A 23,125-nucleotide genomic window follows, 5' to 3' on the forward strand; every position below is an offset into this window, starting at 1 on the left:
GTAGACGCCTGATTTAACAGGCCAAAAAGCTGATGGGAGAGGACTGAATGAGCAATGACGGCGTGAATGCAGGCCGGCGTCGCTTCTTGGTAGCAGCCACATCCGTGGTGGGTGCTGCAGGAGCGGTGGGGGCTGCGGTCCCGTTCGTGGGGTCATGGTTTCCCAGTGCCAAGGCGAAAGCCGCAGGTGCACCGGTGAAGGTGAATATCAGCAAGATCGAGCCAGGACAGCAGATGATTGCTGAGTGGCGCGGCCAGCCGGTCTTCATTGTTCGTCGTACCGAGGAAATCCTGGGGAATCTGAAAAAGATCGAAGGCCAGTTGTCTGACCCAAAATCCGAGAATTCCGACCAACCCGCCTACGCCAAGAACGAAGTGCGTTCGATCAAGCCAGAGATCCTGCTGCTGGTCGGTCTCTGTACCCACCTGGGTTGCTCGCCTACCTTCCGCCCGGAAGTGGCCCCAGTCGACCTGGGCAAGGATTGGGTTGGCGGTTACTTCTGCCCCTGCCACGGCTCCCACTACGACCTTGCTGGCCGTGTCTACAAGTCCCAGCCCGCGCCCCTGAACCTGCCTGTGCCTCCGCATACCTACGAAACTGACGACCTCATTGTCATTGGCCTCGATAAGGAGAACGCGTGATGAGCAAGTTCATGGATTGGGTGGATGCGCGCTTCCCCGCCACTAAAATGTGGGAAGACCATCTCAGCAAATATTACGCGCCAAAAAACTTCAACTTCTTCTACTTCTTCGGCTCCCTGGCATTGCTGGTGCTGGTCAACCAGATTGTCACTGGCGTCTGGCTGACGATGAGCTACACCCCGTCGGCGGAAGAGGCATTTGCGTCCGTCGAGTACATCATGCGTGACGTCGAGTACGGCTCGATCCTGCGCCTGCTGCACTCTACCGGCGCGTCGGCGTTCTTCATCGTCGTCTACCTGCACATGTTCCGCGGCCTGCTCTACGGCTCGTACCAGAAGCCTCGCGAGTTGGTGTGGGTGTTCGGCATGCTGATCTACTTGGCGCTGATGGCCGAAGCCTTCATGGGGTACCTGCTGCCGTGGGGCCAGATGTCGTACTGGGGCGCCCAGGTGATCATCTCGTTGTTCGGTGCGATCCCGGTGATCGGCAACGACCTGACCCAGTGGATCCGTGGTGACTACCTGATCTCGGGCATCACCCTGAACCGCTTCTTCGCCCTGCACGTGGTAGCCTTGCCGATCGTGATCCTGGGCCTGGTGGTATTGCACATCCTGGCGCTGCACGAAGTGGGTTCCAACAACCCGGATGGCGTGGACATCAAGAAGCACAAGGACGAAAACGGCATCCCGCTGGACGGCATTCCGTTCCACCCTTACTACACCGTGAAAGACATTGTCGGCGTGGTGGTGTTCCTGTTCGTGTTCTGCTCGATCGTGTTCTTTTTCCCGGAGATGGGCGGGTATTTCCTGGAGAAGCCTAACTTCGAACAGGCCAACGCCTTCAAGACACCTGAGCACATTGCCCCGGTCTGGTACTTCACGCCGTTCTACGCGATCTTGCGGGCGATCCCCGACAAGCTCATGGGCGTAATCGCCATGGGCGCGGCCATCGCGGTGCTGTTCGTGTTGCCTTGGCTCGACCGCAGTCCGGTCAAGTCCATGCGCTACAAGGGCTGGCTGAGCAAGATCTGGCTGTGGGTGTTCTGCATTGCGTTCGTGATCCTGGGTGTACTGGGCGTACTGGCGCCGACCCCTGAGCGTACGTTGCTGTCGCAGGTCTGCACCTTCCTGTACTTCGCCTACTTCATTCTGATGCCGTTCTACACCCGGCTTGAGAAGACCAAACCGGTTCCGGAAAGGGTGACTGGCTGATGAAAAAGTTATTCGTTGCATTGATGCTTGCGGCCCTGCCGCTACTGTCCTTCGCTGCCGAGCACGGCGGCCCGGAACTGGAAAAAGTCGATATCGACGTGTCTGACAAGGCAGCCATGCAAGACGGCGCACGTACGTTCGCCAACTACTGCATGGGGTGCCACAGCGCCAAGTTCCAGCGTTACGAACGGGTGGCCGATGACCTCGGTATCCCGCATGAAATGATGCTGGAAAAGCTGGTGTTCACCGGTGCCAAGATCGGCGACCACATGACCATCGGCATGAAGCCCGCCGACGCCAAGACCTGGTTCGGCGCAGCACCGCCTGACCTGACCCTGGTGGCACGTGTACGCGGCACTGACTGGCTCTACGGCTACCTGAAATCCTTCTACGAAGACCCGGCGCGCCCTTATGGCGTGAACAACCGTGTGTTCCCGAATGTCGGCATGCCTAACGTTCTGGTCGGCCTGCAAGGCAAGCAAGTGGTAGGATGCAAGCAGATTCAGGTCGTTGAAGACGGCAAGAAGCAATACGATCCGTTGACTGGCACGCCTTTGACTCATGAAGCGTGCGATCAACTGAAGATAGAAACCCCAGGTTCGTTGACAGACGAGCAGTTCGACGAGAAGGTCAAGAACCTCGTGACCTTCCTGGCCTACTCGGCCAACCCGGTCAAACTGCAGCATCAGCGCATCGGTACGTATGTGTTGCTGTACCTGGCCTTCTTCTTCGTATTCGCCTATCTGCTCAAACGCGAATACTGGAAGGATGTGCATTGATCCAACCGTAAGCAATTGCTGTTAATCTTGCGCGCCCAGCGGCATCTCTGAATACGTAGCGGTCTGGTTGTACCAGGCGTTACAGAGATGCTCTCTGGGCGCGCTCGTTTTTGAGCTTTCGATAATTTCAACAAGCGAGGAGGACCGCCATGGGCGTGACCAACCGGTTGGCCTGTTACTCCGACCCCGCCGACCACTATTCCCACCGAGTACGTATCGTGCTCGCAGAGAAGGGTGTCAGCGCCGAGATCATCAGTGTGGAAGCAGGTCGTCATCCACCCAAACTGATCGAAGTGAACCCCTACGGCAGCTTGCCCACCCTGGTCGATCGTGACCTGGCGTTGTGGGAGTCGACCGTCGTGATGGAATACCTGGATGAGCGTTACCCGCATCCACCCTTGCTGCCGGTGTACCCGGTGGCGCGTGCCAACAGCCGCCTGCTGATCCATCGGATCCAGCGTGACTGGTGCGGGCTGGTGGATGTGATCCTGGATACCCGCAGCAAAGAAGCGGCACGTGTACAGGCGCGTAAGGAATTGCGCGAGAGCCTGACCGGCGTTTCGCCGCTGTTCGCCGATAAGCCTTTTTTCCTCAGTGAGGAACAAAGTTTGGTGGATTGCTGCCTATTACCGATACTCTGGCGTTTGCCGATTCTTGGTATTGAACTGCCGCGGCCAGCCAAGCCGCTGCTTGATTACATGGAGCGCCAGTTTGCGCGTGAGGCTTTCCAGGCGAGTCTGTCTGGTGTCGAACGCGATATGCGCTAAGGCTTAAGGAGCCGCTGATGAACTCCAGTCGACCCTACCTGGTCCGCGCGCTCTATGAGTGGATTGTGGACAACGATTGCACCCCGCACATGCTGGTCAATTCGGAATTTCCTGCGGTTCAGGTACCGCAGGGTTTTGCCAGCGACGGGCAGATTGTGCTGAACGTATCACCCAGTGCCGTACGCCATCTGCACATGGACAATGAAGCGGTCAGCTTCGAAGGGCGTTTCGGCGGTGTGCCGCATACGCTGTACGTGCCGATTGGCGCCATCCTCGGCATCTATGCCCGGGAGAACGGCCAAGGCATGGTGTTCGATCTGGAGTCGCCTTTCGAGGACGACGAATCGATCGAAAGCGAAGAGGGTGATGATCAGCCGCCACCAGACTCCGAGCCACCGCGCCCCAGCGGCCGGCCGAGCCTAAAAGTGGTGAAATAACCGGCGTTCCCCTCGGGGTTAGCCGAAAAAAAGCCTCGACCTGTGTCGGGGCATTTTTTTGCGCGAAGGATGTAGATGAAAGTCGCGCCCGGACGGTGATCGTACAACCACCATGGGCTATGATGCGTGCTCAAGTTCGCCGAGAAAGATGATTCATCATGGAAAACGCCAACACCGCCCCTCGTCTTCCCCGCAAGCGCCGCAGCCTTGCCCAGGAATTGGTCACGGTGTTGTCCGAGCAGATCCGCGACGGCCAGCTCAAGCGGGGCGACAAACTGCCCACCGAGTCGGCGATCATGGACGCCCATGGCGTCAGCCGCACGGTGGTGCGTGAAGCCATCTCACGCTTGCAGGCGGCAGGGCAGGTGGAAACCCGTCATGGTATCGGCACCTTTGTGCTGGACACGCCGAGCCCGAGCGGCTTTCGCATCGACCCGGCTACCGTGGTGACCCTGCGTGACGTGCTAGCGATTCTGGAATTGCGGATCAGCCTGGAAGTGGAATCCGCCGGCCTGGCCGCCTTGCGCCGCAGCGATGAACAACTGGCCGCCATGCGTGCGGCGTTAGACGCCCTGAATGAAAGCGCGGCCCACGCCGGCGATGCGGTGGCCTCCGACTTTGCCTTCCACCTGGAAATCGCGCTGTCCACCGGCAACCGCTACTTCACCGACATCATGACCCACCTGGGCACCAGCATCATTCCGCGCACCCGCCTGAATTCGGCGCGCCTGGCCCATGATGACCAGCAGCACTACATGAGCCGCTTGAGCCGTGAGCACGAAGAGATCTATGAGGCGATTGCCCGCCAGGATTCGGATGCGGCGCGGGCGGCGATGCGTTTGCACCTGACCAATAGCCGCGAGCGGCTGCGCCATGCCCATGAAGAGGCAGAGGCGCAGCGCATCTAGAAGTGCTGCCTGTAGGCGCGGTTGTCAGTTTGTCGGGGTGTTTGGCTTGTAGTCCTTGAGCAGCAGGTAAGTGCTCCACCCCCACCAATCATTCGTCCAGCGCTTGTCGTTCAGGTCATTCACATCCTTGCGGCGCAGCACCTTGTCTCCCTCCATCTTGAACAGCGGCGAAAAGTTGTTCGCCGGGTTCTGTGCCGCATTCAGGTCGGGCACATACAGCGGTGCCTTGAAGTTGGCCGGGGAGGGCGCGGCACCACTGATAAACGTATCGAAGATCTCATCGGCTGAAGCTTGCACCGCACGTTTGACCTGCATCCGGTTGTCCGCATCGATATCATCGAAGTAGCGCTTGTCCCCATACGCGTGCCATTGATCGCCCAGGGCATTGCGCACTTTCAGCCCGAATTTGCTGTCTTCATCGTGCATGAAGCGGCTGATCAGCGAACCCAGTTCACCGGGTGTCACCACCGCTGCCAGTTGTTTGCGCGGTACACGCAAGTGGCCTGCCGAAAACAGATCGGTCAAAAAGTGATCAGCAAAGCTGTTCATGGCATAGGCCAGTTCCAGCGCCTGGTCGGTACCGATCTGGTGCGCCACGACGGCTTGTTGCAGCGCCACTGTGTGCCCCGCCAGGTACGCGGACAGCGCCCATTCGCCGAAGTGGTCGGCATTGTCTGCCGCCAGCTTCAGGTAGCGGCCCAGTGGGATCAGCGCTGACACCGCACTGCCACCGCCGGTGATGCGGTTCCATTCCTCAGACAACGTATCACCCAAGGCGTCGTAGGCTTCATGGGCCTGCTTGCCATCCTTGATCGCTTGCTTGACTGCATTGATCTCCTTTTGCATCACCGCGAGGATCTTGTGCGCTTCTTCCCGCGAGGCGGGTAGCGCGGCGAGCGTGTTGAAAGCAGCGGAAAAGCGTTGCACACGTTCGGCAGGGGAGGCGCCATCACTGATGGGCTGGCCGGGGATGCCATAGAAGTCGCCGCCCAAGGCAATGATCTGGCCATAGGTCAACGCCAGCCCGTTGGGCAGGTGCAGCTCGACTTGGCGGGCGGGAATTGCCGGGGCGTCCTTGGCGAAGCGCAGTAGCGTGTCGTCGCCGATGGCGGTGTGTTCACCCCCTTCGAAACGCAGGACAGGTGGTTTTTTTTCGGATACTGCGAGATCAAGACCTGACATGTTAGCTCCTTGCTATGTCGTAGGAATCTTCCTTAATTACTGTATGTATATACAGTTTTATCGAGCATAGAGTAAAAACTTCCTACGTCAAGACGGTGCTCTTCAACCCCTCGTTGAATGAAGTCTGATGAATTGCAGTTGACGAATCTTTTTATAGTTGTACGATGACGTACGACATCACCAAAACCAACAACAACCTTTCGATAGAAAGTCTTCGCCCAGGGTGTTCGAATAATGAATCCACAAGAACTGAAGTCCATCCTCTCCCACGGTCTGCTGTCTTTTCCGGTGACCGATTTCAATGCCCAGGGTGACTTCCACCAGGCGGGCTACATCAAGCGCCTGGAATGGCTCGCCCCTTACGGCGCCACTGCCTTGTTCGCTGCCGGCGGCACCGGTGAGTTTTTCTCCCTCGCCGCCAGCGAATATTCCCAGGTGGTGAAAACCGCCGTTGATACTTGCGCTACCAGCGTGCCGATCCTCGCCGGTGTCGGCGGTTCGACCCGCCAGGCCATCGAGTACGCCCAGGAAGCCGAACGCCTCGGCGCAAAAGGCCTGCTGCTGCTGCCGCACTACCTCACCGAAGCCAGCCAGGACGGCGTTGCCGCCCACGTAGAAGCGGTGTGCAAGTCGGTCAAAATCGGCGTGGTGGTCTATAACCGCAACGTCTGCCGCCTGACTGCGCCGCTGCTGGAACGCCTGGCCGAGCGCTGCCCGAACCTGATCGGCTACAAGGATGGCCTGGGCGATATCGAATTGATGGTGTCGATCCGCCGTCGCCTGGGTGACCGTTTCAGCTACCTCGGCGGCCTGCCGACGGCAGAGGTTTACGCCGCTGCCTACAAGGCCCTGGGCGTGCCGGTGTACTCCTCGGCGGTGTTCAACTTCATCCCGAAAACCGCGATGGATTTCTACCACGCGATTGCCAAGGACGATCACGCCACCGTCGCCAGGATCATCGACGACTTCTTCCTGCCGTACCTGGATATCCGTAACCGCAAGGCCGGTTACGCGGTAAGCATCGTCAAGGCAGGTGCAAAAATCGCCGGCTACGACGCAGGCCCGGTGCGCACGCCGCTGACCGACCTGCTGCCGGAAGAATACGAAGCCCTGGCCGCGCTGATCGACAAGCAAGGCGCGCAATAACCTATCTACAAGGCCGCTGAGCAATCAGCGGCCTTTTGCGTCAGGAGAAGATTTGTGTCCCAAGCCCAACGTTTCGATAACTACATCAATGGCCAGTGGGTGGCCGGTGCCGACTATTGCGTCAACCTCAATCCGTCGGAGTTGTCCGATGTCATTGGCGAATATGCCAAGGCTGATGTTGCCCAGGTCAACGCTGCCATCGATGCTGCCCGTGCTGCATTTCCGGCCTGGTCGACGTCCGGCATCCAGGCGCGTCATGACGCCCTGGATAAAGTCGGCAGCGAAATCCTCGCTCGCCGTGAAGAACTCGGCACCCTGCTGGCCCGTGAAGAAGGCAAGACCCTGCCCGAAGCCATCGGCGAAGTGACCCGCGCCGGTAACATCTTCAAGTTCTTCGCCGGCGAATGCCTGCGTCTGTCCGGCGACTACGTGCCGTCGGTACGCCCGGGCGTCAACGTTGAAGTCACCCGTGAAGCCCTGGGTGTGGTTGGGCTGATCACGCCGTGGAACTTCCCGATCGCTATCCCCGCCTGGAAGATCGCCCCGGCCCTGGCCTACGGTAACTGCGTGGTGATCAAGCCAGCCGAGTTGGTGCCGGGCTGTGCCTGGGCCCTGGCGGAAATCATTTCCCGCGCCGGTTTCCCCGCCGGTGTATTCAACCTGGTGATGGGCAGCGGTCGTGTGGTCGGCGATGTGCTGGTCAACAGCCCGAAGGTCGATGGCATCAGTTTCACCGGTTCTGTGGGTGTTGGACGCCAGATTGCCGTCAGCTGCGTCTCGCGCCAGGCCAAAGTGCAGTTGGAAATGGGCGGCAAGAACCCGCAGATCATCCTCGACGACGCCGACCTCAAGCAGGCCGTCGAGCTGTCGGTACAGAGCGCGTTCTACTCCACCGGCCAGCGTTGCACCGCTTCCAGCCGCTTGATCGTCACCGCTGGCATCCACGACCAGTTCGTCGCGGCCATGGCCGAGCGCATGAAGTCGATCAAGGTCGGCCATGCACTCAAGAGCGGCACGGACATTGGCCCGGTGGTTTCCCAGGCTCAGTTGGACCAGGACCTCAAGTACATCGACATCGGCCAGAGCGAAGGTGCGCGGCTGGTCAGCGGTGGCGGCCTGGTGACCTGCGACACCGAAGGCTACTACCTGGCACCGACGCTGTTTGCCGACAGCGAAGCTGCGATGCGTATCAGCCGTGAAGAGATCTTCGGCCCGGTGGCCAACGTGGTACGCGTGGCGGACTACGAAGCGGCGCTGGCCATGGCCAACGACACCGAGTTCGGGCTGTCGGCGGGCATTGCCACTACCTCGCTCAAATACGCCAACCACTTCAAGCGCCACTCCCAGGCCGGAATGGTGATGGTCAACCTGCCGACTGCCGGCGTGGATTACCACGTTCCTTTCGGTGGCCGTAAGGGCTCATCCTATGGTTCGCGTGAGCAAGGTCGCTATGCGCAAGAGTTCTACACCGTGGTGAAGACCAGTTACATCGGTTCGTAACACGCATCACTTTGTGGGAGCCGGATGCCTGCCGGCTCCCACATTAAAAACAGAAAACCATTACCCGCAAAAAAAATAATTAGTGGGAGTACTTCTACATGCAAGCGACCAAGCCGACCCACGTCCGCTATTTGATCCTGCTCATGCTGTTCCTGGTGACCACGATCAACTACGCCGACCGGGCCACCATCGCCATCGCGGGCTCCAGCCTGCAAAAAGACCTCGGCATCGACGCGGTCACCCTCGGTTATATCTTCTCCGCATTCGGTTGGGCCTACGTGGCCGGGCAAATTCCCGGTGGCTGGCTACTGGACCGGTTCGGCTCGAAAAAAGTCTATGCCTTGAGCATCTTCACCTGGTCCCTGTTCACTGTGCTGCAAGGCTATGTTGGTGAATTTGGGGTCTCCACCGCCGTGGTTGCGCTGTTCATGCTGCGTTTCATGGTGGGCCTGGCTGAGGCGCCGTCCTTCCCCGGCAACGCTCGTATTGTGGCCGCCTGGTTCCCGACTGCTGAGCGCGGTACGGCGTCGGCGATCTTCAACTCGGCGCAATACTTTGCCACCGTGCTGTTTGCGCCGCTGATGGGTTGGATCGTCTACAGCTTCGGCTGGCAGCATGTGTTTATCGTGATGGGCGTGATCGGCATCATTTTCTCGCTGATCTGGCTGAAAGTTATCCACAGCCCGCGCCAGCACCCGATGATCAACGAAGCTGAGTTCAACCACATCGCGGCCAACGGCGCCATGGTCGATATGGACCAGGACAAAGGCAAGGGTAAGAAAACCGATGGGCCGAAGTGGGATTACATCCGCCAGTTGCTGACCAACCGCATGATGCTCGGCGTGTACCTGGGCCAGTACTGCATCAACGGCATCACCTATTTCTTCCTCACCTGGTTCCCGGTGTACCTGGTGCAGGACCGTGGCATGACCATCCTCAAGGCCGGTTTCATCGCCTCGTTGCCGGCGATCTGCGGGTTTATCGGTGGCGTGCTCGGCGGGGTGATTTCCGACTACCTCTTGCGCAAGGGCCATTCCCTGACTTTCGCGCGCAAGGCGCCGATCATCGGTGGCCTGCTGATCTCCAGCAGCATCGTGGCCTGCAACTACGTGGATATCGAATGGATGGTGGTTGGCTTCATGGCCCTGGCCTTCTTCGGCAAGGGCGTTGGCGCACTGGGTTGGGCGGTGGTGTCCGACACCTCGCCGAAACAAATCGCCGGCCTCAGTGGCGGCTTGTTCAACACCTTCGGTAACCTGGCGTCGATCACCACGCCAATCGTCATCGGCTACATCATCAGCACCACCGGCTCGTTCAAGTGGGCCTTGGTGTTCGTGGGTGCCAACGCCCTGGTGGCAGTGTTCAGCTACCTGGTTATCGTCGGCCCGATCAAGCGCGTAGTACTCAAAGAGCCGCCAAGCAAGGGGCCTGAGTTGACCAACCTAACCGAAGCGCATTCCTGAGGGGCGATGTAATGCAGTTGATTGAACATGCCGACTCGCCGCGCTCGATTCGTTTGCACGAGCGCGACAACGTAGTGATCGTGGTCAATGACCAGGGCGTTCCGGCCGGGACCGAGTTCCCGGACGGCCTGGTGACCGTGGATTTCATCCCCCAGAGCCACAAGGTGACCCTGGAAGACATCCCTGAAGGTGGCCAGATCATTCGTTACGGCCAGACCATCGGTTACGCCCTGGCGCCGATTCCACGCGGCAGCTGGGTGCAGGAGGATCAACTGCGCATGCCCACCGCGCCACCACTGGACAGCTTGCCGCTGTCCACCGAGGTGCCTGAAACCCAGGCGCCGCTGGAGGGCTTTACCTTCGAGGGTTATCGCAACGCCGATGGCACCGTGGGTACGCGCAATATCCTTGGGATCACCACCACGGTGCAGTGCGTCACGGGCGTGCTGGACCATGCGGTCAAGCGCATCAAGGATGAATTGCTGCCCAAGTACCCGCATGTGGATGACGTGGTGGCGCTGACCCACAGCTATGGCTGCGGCGTGGCGATCACCGCGACGGATGCCTACATCCCGATCCGCACCGTGCGCAACCTGGCGCGCAACCCCAACCTCGGCGGTGAAGCCCTGGTGATCAGCCTGGGCTGCGAGAAATTGCAGGCCGGGCAGGTGATGCACGACAACGACAGCTCGGTCGACCTGAGTGAGCCCTGGCTGTATCGCCTGCAGGACTCCAGCCACGGTTTTACCGAAATGATCGAGCAGATCATGGAGCTGGCCGAGACGCGCTTGAAGAAACTCGACCAGCGCCGCCGCGAAACCGTGCCGGCGTCCGAGTTGATCCTGGGCATGCAGTGCGGCGGCAGTGATGCATTCTCCGGCATCACCGCCAACCCGGCGCTGGGCTATGCCTCGGACTTGTTGCTGCGGGCGGGGGCGACGGTGATGTTTTCTGAAGTGACCGAAGTCCGCGATGCCATCTACTTGCTGACGTCTCGCGCTGAAAGCAAAGAAGTTGCCCAGGAGCTGGTCAGGGAAATGGATTGGTACGACCGTTACCTGGCCAAGGGCGAGGCGGATCGCAGTGCCAACACCACGCCGGGTAACAAGAAGGGCGGGTTGTCGAATATCGTCGAGAAGTCCCTGGGCTCCATCGTCAAGTCCGGTAGCAGTGCGATCAACGGTGTGCTTGGCCCGGGTGAACGCTTCAAGAGCAAAGGCCTGATCTTTTGCGCGACGCCGGCCAGTGACTTTGTGTGTGGCACCTTGCAACTGGCGGCGGGGATGAACCTGCATGTGTTCACCACCGGGCGTGGCACGCCTTACGGCCTGGCGATGGCGCCGGTGGTGAAGGTGTCGACGCGCACGGAGCTGGCGCAGCGCTGGCCGGACCTGATCGATATCGACGCCGGGCGCATTGCCACCGGGCGTGCGACCATCGAGGAGCTGGGATGGGAGTTGTTCCACTTCTATCTGGATGTGGCCAGCGGCAAGAAGCAGACGTGGGCGGAACACCACAAGCTGCACAACGACATCACCTTGTTCAACCCGGCGCCTATTACCTGAGACCGAGTCGCCTGCATCGGGGGCAAGCCCCCTCCCACATTTTGAACGGTGAGCACCGTCAGAGGTGGGAGGGGGCTTGCCCCCGATAGCGGTAGACCAGACGAAGCGGCCTACACTGGCTTATCATTAGCCACCTAACGACGCTCACCAAGGTTCTCCCCGGCATGCTGGCAATTTTTCTCTCCACCCTCACCATCACCGCGCCGGTGTTTGCCATGCTGTTCCTGGGTGTGTTGCTCAAGCGCATCCACTGGATCAACGACAACTTTATCCACACGGCCTCGTCCCTGGTGTTCAACGTCACCATGCCGGCGTTGCTGTTCCTCGGCATCCTGCATGCCGACCTGCACGCGGCGCTCAAGCCGGGCTTGCTGATCTATTTTGCCGTTGCCACCTTGCTCAGCTTTGCCCTGGCCTGGGGTTGGGCGATCTTCCGTTGCCCGCGCGAAGACCGGGGCATCTACACCCAGGGGGCGTTTCGCGGTAATAACGGTGTAATCGGCCTGGCGCTGGCCGCCAGCATGTACGGCGACTACGGCATCTCCCTCGGCGCGATCCTCGCGGCGCTGGTGATCCTGTTCTACAACACGCTGTCGACCATCGTGCTGGCGGTGTACAGCCCGGTGATCAAGTCCGACCCATGGAGCATCTGCAAGAGCGTGCTGGCCAACCCGTTGATCATCAGTGTGATCGCGGCGGCGCCGTTCGCCTATTTCCAGATCGGCCTGCCCGGCTGGCTGGAAAAGTCCATGCAGTACCTGGCGGACACCACTTTGCCGCTGGCGTTGATCTGCATCGGCGGCACCTTGTCGCTGGCGGCACTGCGCAAGAGCGGCAACATGGCGCTGAGCGCGAGCCTGATGAAGATGGTCTGGCTACCGGTGATCGCCACCCTGGGCGCGTGGCTGCTGGGCTTTCGCGGGCCGGAGTTGGGGATTCTGTTCCTGTACTTCGGCGCACCGACGGCCGCGGCGAGCTTCGTGATGGCCAGGGCGGCCGAGGGCAACCATGAACTGGCGGCGGCGATTATCGTGATCACCACCTTGATGGCGGCGGTGACCACGAATATCGGGATCTTTGTGTTGCAGGCGGGTGGTTGGATCTAACCCTGCGGGGCCTGGTAGGCGTCGATCACTTCCTGGGCGGCACGGAACGCATCAATCGCTGCCGGCACACCGGCATACACCGCGCAATGCAGCAGTGCTTCGCGGATTTCCTCCACGGTGCAACCGTTGTTCAGTGCGCCGCGCACGTGGCCCTTCAGTTCCTGTGGGCACTTGAGCGCGGTCAGGGCGGCGAGGGTGATCAGGCTGCGGGTCTTCAGCGGCAATCCTTCGCGGTTCCACACGCTGCCCCAGGCATGTTCGTTGACGAAATCCTGCAGTGGCTGGCTGAACTCGGTGGCATTGCCCAGGGCGCGGTCGACGAACGCATCGCCCATGACCTGACGACGCATTTCCACCCCGGGCTTCTTCTGATCGGTCATTGCGGTTCCCTCTTGTGTTGGCGGCGCCAGGCTCGCAGCGTGCTGAACAACAGAAAAGCCACCAGCACTGGCAGGACGTAATACAGCATCAGTTGTTCAAGCTTGTTGGCCAGGGGCATGCCCGTGGTGAACGCCATCACATGCAGCCCGTACGCCAGGTACAGGCCCAGCAGCACCAGGCCTTCGGCGCGGGTCACGCGGTAACCGGTGTAGAACACCGGCAGGCACAGCACCACCACGCCGAGCATCACCGGCAGGTCGAAATCCAGGGCGTTGGGTGATACCGACAGCGGTGATGGCGCGAGCAGGGCGGTCAGGCCCAATACACCGAGCAGGTTGAACAGGTTGCTGCCGATCACGTTGCCCACGGCAATGTCACGTTCGCCGCGCAGGGCGGCGATCAGTGACGTGGCCAGGCAGGGCAGCGAGGTGCCGACACCGATCAGGGTCAGGCCGATCACACGCTCCGACAGGCCCAGGTCGCTCGCCACGTCCACCGCCGCGCCCAACAGCAAATGCCCGGCCAGTACCAGCACCAGAAAACCGCCGAGCATCAACAGCACGCTGCTCAGCCAGGGCGCGCTGGCCACCGTATCCAGCGTGCGCGGGCGGCGGGAGTGGCGCGTCTGGTAGTGCAATACGCCGAGGTAAGCGAGCAGGGCAACGAGCAGCATCAGGCCGTCGCTGGGCGTGAGTTCTTCGTTGGCCGCCAGGGTGAACACCAGCAGCCCGGCCAGGATCATCACGGGGATGTCCAGGCGCACCAATTGGCGTGAGACCCGCAGCGGAACAATCAACGCCGACAGGCCCAGGGTCACCAGGATGTTGAAGATGCTGCTGCCGATCACGCTGCCCACGGCGATATCGGTATTGCCGGCCAGGGTGGCTTGCAGGCTGACAGTCATCTGCGGCGCGCTGCTGCCGAAGGCGACGATGGTCAGGCCGATGATCAGTGGCCGCACTTTGAGGCTCGCGGCCAGGCGCACGGCGGCGCGCACCAGGATTTCGGCACCGAGGATCAGCAGCACCAGGCCGCTGACCAATTCCAGCAGGCTCCAGGGCGAGAGGGCGGTTAATCCGAAAATGGCCAGGGCTCCGTCTTCAATTGCTCAGGGCTTGCACGCGAACCCGCGCCGTACCGCTGCTGATCATACCCAGCTGTTCGGCAGCCTTGCGTGAAAGATCGATCAAGCGCCCACGGGTATGCGGGCCGCGATCATTGATGCGGACAACCACGGATCTGTCGTTGTCGAGATTGGTGACCTTGACCTGGGTGCCGAAGGGCAGGCGCCGGTGGGCAGCGGTCATGGCGTTCTGGTTGAAGGGTTCACCGCTGGCGGTTTTGTTGCCGTGGTGTTTGGCGCCGTAATAGGAAGCGGTGCCGGTTTCGTCGTAGCCGTTGGGGTCGATGAGGCCGCTGGCGCAGCCGGCCAACAGGGAGAACAGGGCCAGGAGGCCGAGTAGACGCTTCATTCAAGGTTTCCCCATGTCAAAGGTAGAATGAATTTATGTGGGAGGGGGCTTGCCCCCGATAGCGGCGCATCAGCCAGACATTCGTCAGCTGACACTCTGCAATCGGGGGCAAGCCCCCTCCCACACTGGTCCGAGCCGAGCATGAAACCTGACTCGGCCCCTTCATCGCTATCAGCCTTCGAGCTTGCTTTTCAGCAGTTCGTTCACCTGTTGCGGGTTGGCCTTGCCTTTGGAGGCTTTCATCGCCTGGCCCACAAAGAAGCCGAACATCTTGCCGCGCTTGGCTTCGTCTGCCGCACGGTATTGTTCGACCTGCTCGGCGTTGGCCGCGAGCATTTCATCCAGCACAGCCGAGATCGCGCCGCTGTCGGTGACTTGCTTGAGGCCGCGCTTCTCGATGATCTCGTCGGCACTGCCTTCGCCGCCGGCCATGGCTTCGAACACGGTCTTGGCGATTTTGCCGGAGATGGTGTTGTCCTTGATGCGCAGCAGCATGCCGCCCAGTTGCTCGGCGCTGACCGGGGCCTCGTCGATTTCCAGGCCCTGCTTGTTCAACAGGCTGCCCAGCTCAACCATCACCCAGTTGGCCGCCAGCTTGGCGTCACCGGCAATGCTCACGACTTTTTCGAAGTAGTTGGCTTGCTCGCGGCTGGACGCCAGGACGCTGGCATCGTAGACCGACAGGCCGAACTGTTCCTGGAAGCGCTCGCGTTTTTGCTGCGGCAGTTCCGGCAGGGTGGCGCGGATCTCGTTGAGGAACGAGTCCTCCAGCACCACCGGCAACAGGTCCGGATCGGGGAAGTAACGGTAGTCGTTGGCTTCCTCTTTGCTGCGCATGGCGCGGGTTTCGTCTTTGTTCGGGTCGTACAGGCGGGTTTGCTGGATGACCTTGCCGCCGTCTTCGATCAGCTCGATCTGGCGACGCACTTCGCTGTTGATCGCTTTCTCGATGAAGCGGAACGAGTTGACGTTCTTGATCTCGCAGCGAGTGCCAAACTCAGCCTGGCCCTTTGGACGGATCGACACGTTGCAGTCGCAACGCAGCGAGCCTTCGGCCATGTTGCCGTCGCAGATGCCCAGGTAGCGCACCAGCGCGTGAATGGTCTTGACGTAGGCCACGGCTTCCTTGGCGCTGCGCATGTCCGGCTCGGAGACGATCTCCAGCAGCGGCGTGCCGGCACGGTTCAGGTCGATACCGGTCGCGCCCGGGAATTCTTCGTGCAGGCTCTTGCCGGCGTCTTCTTCCAGGTGCGCACGGGTCACGCCGACGCGCTTGATGGTGCCGTCTTCCAGCGGGATGTCCAGGTGGCCCTTACCGACGATCGGCAATTCCATCTGGCTGATCTGGTAGCCCTTGGGCAGGTCCGGGTAGAAGTAGTTCTTGCGCGCGAACACGTTGTGCTGGCCGATCTCGGCGTCAATCGCCAGGCCGAACATCACCGCCATGCGCACCGCTTCCTGGTTCAGCACCGGCAATACGCCGGGCATGCCCAGGTCGACCAGGCTGGCCTGGGTGTTGGGCTCGGAGCCGAACGTGGTGGCGCTACCGGAGAAAATCTTCGATTGGGTGGCGAGCTGGGTATGAATCTCCAGCCCGATCACGACTTCCCATTGCATAGTGTTCTCCTCAGAAGCCGGTAGGGGTGCGAGTGTGCCAGTCAGTGTTCAACTGGTACTGGTGCGCCACATTGAGCAGGCGGCCTTCCTGGAAATACGGGGCAAGCAATTGCACGCCGACCGGCAGGCCATCGACGAAGCCAGCGGGCATGGACAAGCCCGGCAGGCCCGCGAGGTTGGCGGTGATGGTGTACAGGTCTTCGAGATACGCAGCCACCGGGTCGCCGTTCTTGGCGCCGAGTTTCCAGGCCGGGTTCGGCGTGGTTGGGCCGAGAATCACGTCGACCTGTTCAAAGGCGGCCATGAAATCGTTTTTCACCAGGCGGCGGATTTTCTGCGCCTTCAGGTAGTACGCGTCGTAGTAACCGGCCGACAGGGCGTAGGCGCCGACCATGATGCGGCGCTGCACTTCGGCGCCGAAGCCTTCGCCACGGGAGCGTTTGTACAGGTCGGTGAGGTCTTTCGGGTTTTCGCAGCGATAGCCGAAACGCACGCCGTCGAAACGCGACAGGTTCGAAGAGGCCTCTGCCGGCGCGATCACGTAGTACGCAGGGATCGCGTGCTGGTTGTTTGGCAGGCTGATTTCCTTGATCACGGCGCCGAGCTTTTCCAGCTCCTTGACGCTGTTGTGCACCAGCTCAGCGATACGCGGGTCGAGGCCGGCGCTGAAGTATTCCTTCGGCACGCCGATGCGCAGGCCCTTGAGCGAGGCGTTCAGGCTGGCGCTGTAGTCCGGCACCGGCTCATCGATGCTGGTGGAGTCCTGTTTATCAAAACCGGCCATACCTTGTAACAAAATAGCGCAGTCTTCAGCGGTGCGGGCCAGGGGGCCGCCCTGATCGAGGCTAGACGCATAGGCGATCATGCCCCAGCGGGAAACGCGACCGTAGGTCGGCTTCAGGCCGGTGAGGTTGGTGAACGCGGCAGGCTGGCGGATCGAACCACCGGTATCGGTGGCCGTGGCGGCCGGCAGGAAGCGCGCGGCAACGGCGGCAGCCGAGCCACCGGACGAACCGCCGGGCACGTGCTCCAGGTTCCACGGGTTTTTCACCGCGCCGTAGTAGCTCGACTCGTTGGCCGAACCCATGGCGAATTCGTCCATGTTGGTCTTGCCCAGGGTCACGGCCCCGGCTGCGGCCAGCTTGGACACCACGGTGGCGTCGTAGGGGGCTTTAAAGTTGTCGAGCATCTTCGAGCCGCAGCTGGTGCGAATGCCCTGGGTGCAGAACAGGTCCTTGTGGGCGATAGGCGCGCCCAGCAGCGGGCCATTTTCACCGTTGGCGCGACGTGCGTCGGCGGCCTTGGCCTGGCTCAAGGCCAGCTCTTCGGTGAGGCTGATGAAGCTGTTGACCTTCGGATCGTGCTCGGCGATACGCGCCAGCAGGGTCTTGGTCAGCTCTTCGGAAGAAAACTTTTTGTCGGCGAGACCGCGCGCGATCTCGGCCAGAGTCATGTGATGCATTGCAGGCTCTTTCCCTTTAGTCGATGACTTTCGGAACCAGGTACAGGCCGTTTTCGACCGCTGGCGCGATGGACTGGTAGGCCTCGCGATTATTACTCTCGGTCACGACGTCTGCGCGCAGGCGCTGGCTGGCTTCCAGCGGGTGAGCCAGGGGCTCGATGCCGTCGGTATTCACGGCTTGCATTTGGTCGACCAGCCCGAGAATGCTGTTCAGGGCGGCGGTGGTCTGTGGAAGATCGCCTTCATTGAGGCCCAGGCAGGCCAAATGAGCGATTTTTTCCACGTCGGAGCGTTCAAGCGTCATGGGAATCTCCAGTGGAAAACAGAACGGAGGCTGTCCGTGTGTTAGATTGTCGGAACACTACCGCATTTCTACGGTCTTACGGCCGCGATTGTGGGGTTAGGTGCACAGAAAGTCGGCCAATTTAGCACATTGGCGCCTTGCCCAAAATCCCTGTCGTTGTTAGAGTTTGCCGCACTTTTTTACCCACGCGTTGCCTAGGGTCCCTTTCCCATGTTCAAGAAACTGCGTGGCATGTTTTCCAGCGATCTTTCCATTGACCTGGGCACTGCCAACACCCTTATTTACGTGCGCGAGCGCGGTATCGTCCTGAATGAGCCATCGGTTGTGGCCATTCGGACCCATGGTAATCAGAAAAGTGTCGTTGCCGTCGGCACCGAGGCCAAGCGCATGCTCGGCCGTACACCAGGCAATATTGCTGCCATTCGTCCGATGAAAGACGGCGTGATCGCCGACTTCAGTGTCTGCGAGAAGATGCTGCAGTACTTCATCAACAAGGTTCACGAAAACAGTTTCCTGCAGCCCAGCCCTCGTGTGCTGATCTGTGTTCCATGCAAATCCACCCAGGTTGAGCGTCGCGCCATCCGTGAATCGGCCCTCGGTGCCGGTGCTCGTGAAGTGTTCCTGATCGAAGAGCCAATGGCGGCTGCGATCGGTGCCGGCCTGCCGGTTGAAGAAGCGCGCGGTTCGATGGTGGTGGACATCGGTGGTGGTACCACTGAAATCGCCCTGATTTCCCTGAACGGTGTGGTGTATGCCGAATCCGTCCGCGTCGGCGGCGACCGCTTCGACGAAGCGATCATCACTTATGTACGCCGTAACTACGGCAGCCTGATCGGTGAATCCACCGCCGAGCGCATCAAGCAGGAAATCGGCACCGCCTACCCGGGCGGCGAAGTGCGCGAAGTCGATGTGCGCGGTCGCAACCTGGCCGAAGGCGTGCCACGTGCCTTCACCCTGAACTCCAATGAAGTGCTGGAAGCTCTGCAAGAGTCCCTGGCCACCATCGTTCAGGCCGTGAAGAGCGCCCTGGAGCAATCGCCGCCGGAACTGGCTTCCGACATCGCCGAGCGTGGCCTGGTGCTGACCGGTGGTGGCGCTTTGCTGCGCGACCTCGACAAGCTGCTGGCCCAAGAGACTGGCCTGCCGGTGATCGTCGCCGAAGACCCGCTGACCTGCGTTGCCCGTGGCGGTGGTCGTGCACTGGAAATGATGGATAAACACACCATGGACCTGCTTTCCAGCGAATAAGCCTTTGCTGGTGAGCCCATGTTTCGCCCGCAGGCAGCACTTTGCAGTGCTGCCTGTTGGCGTTTATCTTCTTCAATCTGCATCCAGGCCGGTTAGATGCCGTATGAATAAAGAGAACATTTGCCTGGGAGGAGCGGCTTATTAAACCGCTTTTCGCCAAAGGCCCCTCATTGGGCGTGCGCCTGTTGGTGCTGGTCGTGCTTTCGGTCGCGCTGATGGTGGTCGATGCCCGCTTTGCACTGCTCAAGCCCGTGCGAAGCCAGATGTCGCTGGTGTTGATGCAGACCTACTGGATCACCGATCTGCCGCAACGTCTGTTCCAGGGCGTGGCCAGCCAGTTCGGCAGCCGCACCGAGCTGGTCGCCGAGAACGAAAAACTCAAGACCGAAAACCTGCTGTTGCAGGGGCGCATGCAGAAGCTTGCGGCCCTGACTGAGCAGAACGTTCGGCTGCGCGAGTTGCTCAATTCTTCCGCATTGGTCAATGAAAAGGTCGAAGTGGCCGAGTTGATCGGCATGGACCCCAACCCCTTCACCCATCGCATCATCATCAACAAGGGTGAGCGCGACGGTGTGGTCCTCGGCCAGCCGGTGCTCGACGCCCGTGGCCTGATGGGCCAGGTGGTCGAGCTGATGCCCTACACCTCACGGGTGTTGTTGCTGACGGACACCACCCACAGCATCCCGGTGCAGGTAAACCGCAACGGCCTGCGCGCGATTGCCAGCGGCACCGGCAACCCGGAACGCCTGGAACTGCGCCACGTCGCCGACACGGCGGATATCAAGGAAGGCGACCTGTTGGTCAGCTCCGGCCTGGGCCAGCGTTTCCCGGCGGGTTACCCGGTGGCGACGGTCAAGGAAGTGATCCACGATTCCGGCCAGCCGTTCGCTATTGTACGTGCCGTGCCGACCGCCGCCCTGAACCGCAGCCGCTATCTGCTGCTGGTATTCAGCGATAACCGCACCCCGGAAGAGCGTGCCAACGACGCCGCCCAGGCCCAGGAGGCGGAAGACAAGCGCAACGGTACAGCGCCGATCGTTCCTGCAACGGTGCCCAAGCCTGCATTCGTAGGGCCGCCCGCACCCGCCGCTACCCCGGCCGCGCCCGTGGCCACACCGGTCAAGCCGGCCGCCCACAACGCTCGCCCGGCCCAACCGGCGGCGACCAAGCCACCGGCCGCCACGCCTGCAGCCAAGCCTCCAGCGGCCGCTGCGACCACCACGCGGCAGAGGGAAGAATAATGGCCGGTACTCATTCGCGTAACGGTTGGATCGTCTGGCTGACCTTTGCCATCGGTTTGTTGCTCAGCGTTTCGCCGCTGCCGCAGTTCATGGAAATCCTTCGCCCGCTCTGGCTGGCGCTGCTGTTGGCCTTCTGGGCGCTGAACCTGCCGCACAAAGTCGGCATGGTCACGGCGATGTTCCTGGGCCTGGCGGAAGATGTGCTCTATGGCACCTTGCTGGGCCAGAACGCGTTGATCCTGACGTTGATCACTTTCCTGGTGCTGTCGTTGCAGCAACGTTTGCGCATGTTCCCGATGTGGCAACAGTGCCTGGTGATCCTGGTGATCTTCGGCCTGGCGCAGTTGGTTCAGCTGTGGCTCAGCGCGTTGACCGGCAACCGTCAACCGACCCTCGCGCTGGTGCTGCCGGCCCTGGTCAGTGCGTTGCTGTGGCCATGGATCAGCTTTGGTCTGCGTGGGTTGCGTCGTCGCTATAAAATCAATTGAATGGATTGCGAGGCTCTGCCTGGTTATCGAGCCCTACAGGGAGAGTCTGCAATGAATTCGCTTTACCTGGCCTCGGGCTCTCCGAGGCGGCGTGAACTGTTGACCCAGATCGGTGTGCCCTTCACCGTGGTCAGCGCCGCTATTGATGAAACCCCTCTTACAAATGAATCCGCCGTTTCCTACGTCGAGCGCCTGGCGCGCGGCAAGGCAGCGGCGGGTTTTGCTGTGCTCCCAAATACGTCTGGCGCCTGTGTGCTGGGGGCTGATACGGCTGTGATCGTTGATGGTCAGATCCTCGGTAAGCCCGTTGACCAGGCCGACGCCTTGGCGATGTTGATGGCCCTGGCGGGGCGTGAGCACGAGGTACTCACCGCCATTGCCCTCACCGACGGCCAGCGCTGCGAGATTGTTTGTGTAAGTAGTCGTGTACGTTTTCGCGACATTTCTGTCGAGGAGGCTACAACCTACTGGCACAGTGGCGAACCCCAGGACAAGGCGGGCGGCTATGCTATCCAAGGCCTGGGCTCGGTGTTTGTGGCCGGGCTCAATGGCAGTTATTCGGCGGTAGTCGGCCTGCCGGTGTGCGAAACCGCACAACTGCTCCATCAATTCGGCATACCCTGTTGGCAAAATCTTACCGCGCGCTGATCGCCGTTCCCCAGCGCCCAGCCTTAAGCGATTGGTCACTATTGTGAAAACGCCTGAACGAGACCCAGCCATGAGTGAAGAGATTCTGATCAATATCACGCCGATGGAATCGCGCGTGGCGGTGGTAGAGAACGGTGTTCTGCAAGAAGTGCACGTTGAGCGCACCCAGAAGCGCGGGATCGTCGGCAATATCTACAAAGGCAAGGTGGTGCGCGTATTGCCGGGGATGCAAGCGGCATTCGTCGATATCGGTCTGGATCGTGCGGCATTTATCCATGCTTCGGAAATTTCCCTGCGTGAAGGCCCTGCTGTGGAAAGCATCAGCGCGCTGGTGCATGAAGGGCAGAGCCTGGTGGTGCAAGTCACCAAGGACCCCATCGGTTCCAAGGGCGCGCGCCTGACCACTCAGCTATCGATACCATCGCGTTACCTGGTGTACATGCCGCGGACCGCGCATGTCGGCATTTCCTTGAAGATCGAAGACGAAGCCGAGCGCGAGCGCCTCAAGAAGGTGGTCAGCGACTGTGTGGCCGCCGAAGGCATCAAGGAAGCAGGCGGGTTTATCCTGCGCACCGCCGCTGAAGGCGCCGGCGCCGATGAAATCCTCATGGACATCCGCTATCTGCGGCGTCTGTGGGATCAGATCGGTGCCCAGATCAAGACCATCGGTGCGCCCAGCGTCATCTATGAAGACCTGGGCCTTGCCTTGCGCACACTGCGCGACCTGGTCAGCCCGAAGATTGAGAAAATTCGCATCGACTCGCGGGAAACCTTCCAGCGCACCACACAATTTGTTGCCGAACTGATGCCGGAAATTGCCGACCGCCTGGAACACTACCCCGGCGAGCGGCCGATCTTCGACCTGTATGGCGTCGAAGATGAAATCCAGAAAGCCCTGGAACGCAAGGTGCCGCTCAAGTCCGGCGGCTACCTGGTGGTGGACCCGGCGGAAGCCATGACCACCATCGACGTCAACACCGGCGCGTTCGTGGGCCATCGCAACCTCGAAGAAACCATCTTCAAGACCAACCTCGAAGCGGCGACCGCGATTGCTCGCCAACTGCGCCTGCGCAACCTGGGTGGCATCATCATCATCGACTTCATCGACATGGAAGACGAAGAGCACCAGCGCCAGGTGCTGCGGACCCTCGAGAAACAGCTGGAGCGTGATCACGCCAAGACCAACATCATCGGCATTACCGAGTTGGGCCTGGTGCAGATGACCCGCAAACGCACCCGCGAAAGCCTTGAGCAAGTGCTGTGCGAGCCGTGCAGCAGTTGCCAGGGGCGCGGTAAGTTGAAGACCCCGGAAACGGTTTGCTACGAGATTTTCCGCGAAATCCTGCGCGAGGCGCGTGCCTACCAGGCCGAAGGTTATAGAGTGCTCGCCAACCAGAAAGTGGTCGACCGGCTGCTGGACGAAGAGTCTGGCAACGTTGCCGAACTGGAAGGCTTTATCGGGCGCACGATACGCTTCCAGGTTGAAACCATGTATTCCCAGGAACAATACGACGTGGTGCTGCTCTGATCCCCATTCGCTTTCCTTTTATGAGACAGGC

Annotated in this window: 23 protein-coding genes; 16 read left to right on the top strand and 7 right to left on the bottom strand. The window is 60.7% G+C overall.

All coding sequences use genetic code 11. The features are described from left to right. Positions 1-47 precede the first annotated feature (47 nt). The 6 genes from petA to M2497_RS05225 all read left to right on the top strand — a co-directional run bounded on the left by petA (position 48) and on the right by M2497_RS05225 (position 4,743). Positions 48-641, top strand: coding sequence for a ubiquinol-cytochrome c reductase iron-sulfur subunit (gene petA, locus M2497_RS05200; protein ID WP_034102161.1), 594 nt, complete (start codon positions 48-50; stop codon positions 639-641). After that, positions 641-1,852, top strand: coding sequence for a cytochrome bc complex cytochrome b subunit (locus tag M2497_RS05205; protein ID WP_003171746.1), 1,212 nt, complete (start codon positions 641-643; stop codon positions 1,850-1,852). The genes petA and M2497_RS05205 overlap by 1 nt, the downstream gene beginning before the upstream one ends. Next, positions 1,852-2,631, top strand: coding sequence for a cytochrome c1 (locus M2497_RS05210; protein WP_034102164.1), 780 nt, complete (start codon positions 1,852-1,854; stop codon positions 2,629-2,631). The genes M2497_RS05205 and M2497_RS05210 overlap by 1 nt, the downstream gene beginning before the upstream one ends. 149 nt (positions 2,632-2,780) lie before the next feature. Continuing rightward, positions 2,781-3,398: a glutathione S-transferase N-terminal domain-containing protein gene (locus tag M2497_RS05215; RefSeq protein WP_024073431.1), complete on the top strand. Its 618-nt coding sequence runs from the start codon at positions 2,781-2,783 to the stop codon at positions 3,396-3,398. Between the two features lie 17 nt (positions 3,399-3,415). Beyond that, complete coding sequence (locus M2497_RS05220; RefSeq protein ID WP_248486150.1) at positions 3,416-3,835, top strand: ClpXP protease specificity-enhancing factor; 420 nt, start codon at positions 3,416-3,418, stop codon at positions 3,833-3,835. 158 nt (positions 3,836-3,993) lie between these two features. Beyond that, positions 3,994-4,743: a FadR/GntR family transcriptional regulator gene (locus M2497_RS05225; RefSeq protein WP_248486152.1), complete on the top strand. Its 750-nt coding sequence runs from the start codon at positions 3,994-3,996 to the stop codon at positions 4,741-4,743. A 24-nt stretch (positions 4,744-4,767) separates the two neighbouring features. Here the strand turns inward: M2497_RS05225 and M2497_RS05230 are convergent, their stop codons facing one another. Then, positions 4,768-5,925, bottom strand: coding sequence for a phospholipase (locus tag M2497_RS05230; protein ID WP_248486154.1), 1,158 nt, complete (start codon positions 5,923-5,925; stop codon positions 4,768-4,770). A gap of 234 nt (positions 5,926-6,159) precedes the next feature. On the opposite strand from M2497_RS05230, the gene kdgD reads away from it, so the two are divergent. The 5 genes from kdgD to M2497_RS05255 all read left to right on the top strand — a co-directional run bounded on the left by kdgD (position 6,160) and on the right by M2497_RS05255 (position 12,705). Continuing rightward, positions 6,160-7,071, top strand: a complete 912-nt coding sequence (gene kdgD, locus M2497_RS05235) for a 5-dehydro-4-deoxyglucarate dehydratase (protein ID WP_092240718.1) — start codon at positions 6,160-6,162, stop codon at positions 7,069-7,071. Positions 7,072-7,125: 54 nt separating this feature from the next. Beyond that, positions 7,126-8,571 (top strand): aldehyde dehydrogenase family protein, encoded by a 1,446-nt coding sequence (locus M2497_RS05240; RefSeq protein WP_049710003.1) that lies wholly within the window; start codon positions 7,126-7,128, stop codon positions 8,569-8,571. Positions 8,572-8,669: 98 nt separating this feature from the next. After that, positions 8,670-10,034 (top strand): MFS transporter, encoded by a 1,365-nt coding sequence (locus M2497_RS05245; protein WP_248486156.1) that lies wholly within the window; start codon positions 8,670-8,672, stop codon positions 10,032-10,034. Positions 10,035-10,045: 11 nt separating this feature from the next. Continuing rightward, the gene (gene garD / locus M2497_RS05250) at positions 10,046-11,599 is read left to right on the top strand and encodes a galactarate dehydratase (protein ID WP_248486158.1); all 1,554 of its coding nucleotides are present in this window, start codon (positions 10,046-10,048) and stop codon (positions 11,597-11,599) included. Between the two features lie 164 nt (positions 11,600-11,763). Then, entirely contained in the window at positions 11,764-12,705 is a 942-nt protein-coding gene (locus tag M2497_RS05255; protein ID WP_248486160.1) for an AEC family transporter, read from the top strand. Here the strand turns inward: M2497_RS05255 and M2497_RS05260 are convergent. From M2497_RS05260 to gatC, 6 genes are all read right to left on the bottom strand, one after another. Next, complete coding sequence (locus tag M2497_RS05260) at positions 12,702-13,085, bottom strand: carboxymuconolactone decarboxylase family protein (protein ID WP_248486163.1); 384 nt, start codon at positions 13,083-13,085, stop codon at positions 12,702-12,704. The genes M2497_RS05255 and M2497_RS05260 overlap by 4 nt on opposite strands. Further along, positions 13,082-14,128 (bottom strand): calcium/sodium antiporter, encoded by a 1,047-nt coding sequence (locus M2497_RS05265; RefSeq protein ID WP_248486165.1) that lies wholly within the window; start codon positions 14,126-14,128, stop codon positions 13,082-13,084. Before M2497_RS05265 ends, M2497_RS05260 begins: the two co-directional genes overlap by 4 nt. Before the next feature lie 58 nt (positions 14,129-14,186). Beyond that, positions 14,187-14,558, bottom strand: coding sequence for a septal ring lytic transglycosylase RlpA family protein (locus M2497_RS05270; RefSeq protein ID WP_248486167.1), 372 nt, complete (start codon positions 14,556-14,558; stop codon positions 14,187-14,189). 171 nt (positions 14,559-14,729) lie between these two features. After that, on the bottom strand, positions 14,730-16,175 hold the full coding sequence (gene gatB / locus M2497_RS05275) for an Asp-tRNA(Asn)/Glu-tRNA(Gln) amidotransferase subunit GatB (protein ID WP_248486169.1): 1,446 nt from the start codon (positions 16,173-16,175) through the stop codon (positions 14,730-14,732). A 10-nt stretch (positions 16,176-16,185) separates the two neighbouring features. Continuing rightward, positions 16,186-17,637 carry an Asp-tRNA(Asn)/Glu-tRNA(Gln) amidotransferase subunit GatA gene (gene gatA / locus M2497_RS05280; RefSeq protein ID WP_248486171.1) on the bottom strand — a complete coding sequence of 484 codons (1,452 nt, stop codon included), beginning with the start codon at positions 17,635-17,637 and terminating at the stop codon, positions 16,186-16,188. Between the two features lie 16 nt (positions 17,638-17,653). After that, on the bottom strand, positions 17,654-17,941 hold the full coding sequence (gatC, locus tag M2497_RS05285) for an Asp-tRNA(Asn)/Glu-tRNA(Gln) amidotransferase subunit GatC (protein ID WP_071494149.1): 288 nt from the start codon (positions 17,939-17,941) through the stop codon (positions 17,654-17,656). A gap of 210 nt (positions 17,942-18,151) precedes the next feature. Here gatC and mreB point away from each other — a divergent pair, with 210 nt between their 5' ends. The 5 genes from mreB (at position 18,152) to rng (ending at position 23,094) form a co-directional block, all read left to right on the top strand. Beyond that, positions 18,152-19,189 (top strand): rod shape-determining protein MreB, encoded by a 1,038-nt coding sequence (gene mreB, locus M2497_RS05290; RefSeq protein WP_002555108.1) that lies wholly within the window; start codon positions 18,152-18,154, stop codon positions 19,187-19,189. A gap of 140 nt (positions 19,190-19,329) precedes the next feature. Further along, on the top strand, positions 19,330-20,430 hold the full coding sequence (mreC, locus tag M2497_RS05295) for a rod shape-determining protein MreC (protein WP_282579053.1): 1,101 nt from the start codon (positions 19,330-19,332) through the stop codon (positions 20,428-20,430). After that, positions 20,430-20,918, top strand: a complete 489-nt coding sequence (mreD, locus tag M2497_RS05300; RefSeq protein WP_058423006.1) for a rod shape-determining protein MreD — start codon at positions 20,430-20,432, stop codon at positions 20,916-20,918. Before mreC ends, mreD begins: the two co-directional genes overlap by 1 nt. Before the next feature lie 51 nt (positions 20,919-20,969). Continuing rightward, positions 20,970-21,566, top strand: a complete 597-nt coding sequence (locus M2497_RS05305) for a Maf family protein (RefSeq protein WP_058423005.1) — start codon at positions 20,970-20,972, stop codon at positions 21,564-21,566. Positions 21,567-21,636: 70 nt separating this feature from the next. After that, positions 21,637-23,094 carry a ribonuclease G gene (rng, locus tag M2497_RS05310; protein ID WP_010213134.1) on the top strand — a complete coding sequence of 486 codons (1,458 nt, stop codon included), beginning with the start codon at positions 21,637-21,639 and terminating at the stop codon, positions 23,092-23,094. The last annotated feature ends 31 nt before the right edge of the window (positions 23,095-23,125 follow it).

The sequence above is a fragment of the Pseudomonas sp. CYM-20-01 genome (assembly GCF_023169845.1).
Lineage (GTDB): Bacteria > Pseudomonadota > Gammaproteobacteria > Pseudomonadales > Pseudomonadaceae > Aquipseudomonas > Aquipseudomonas azotoformans.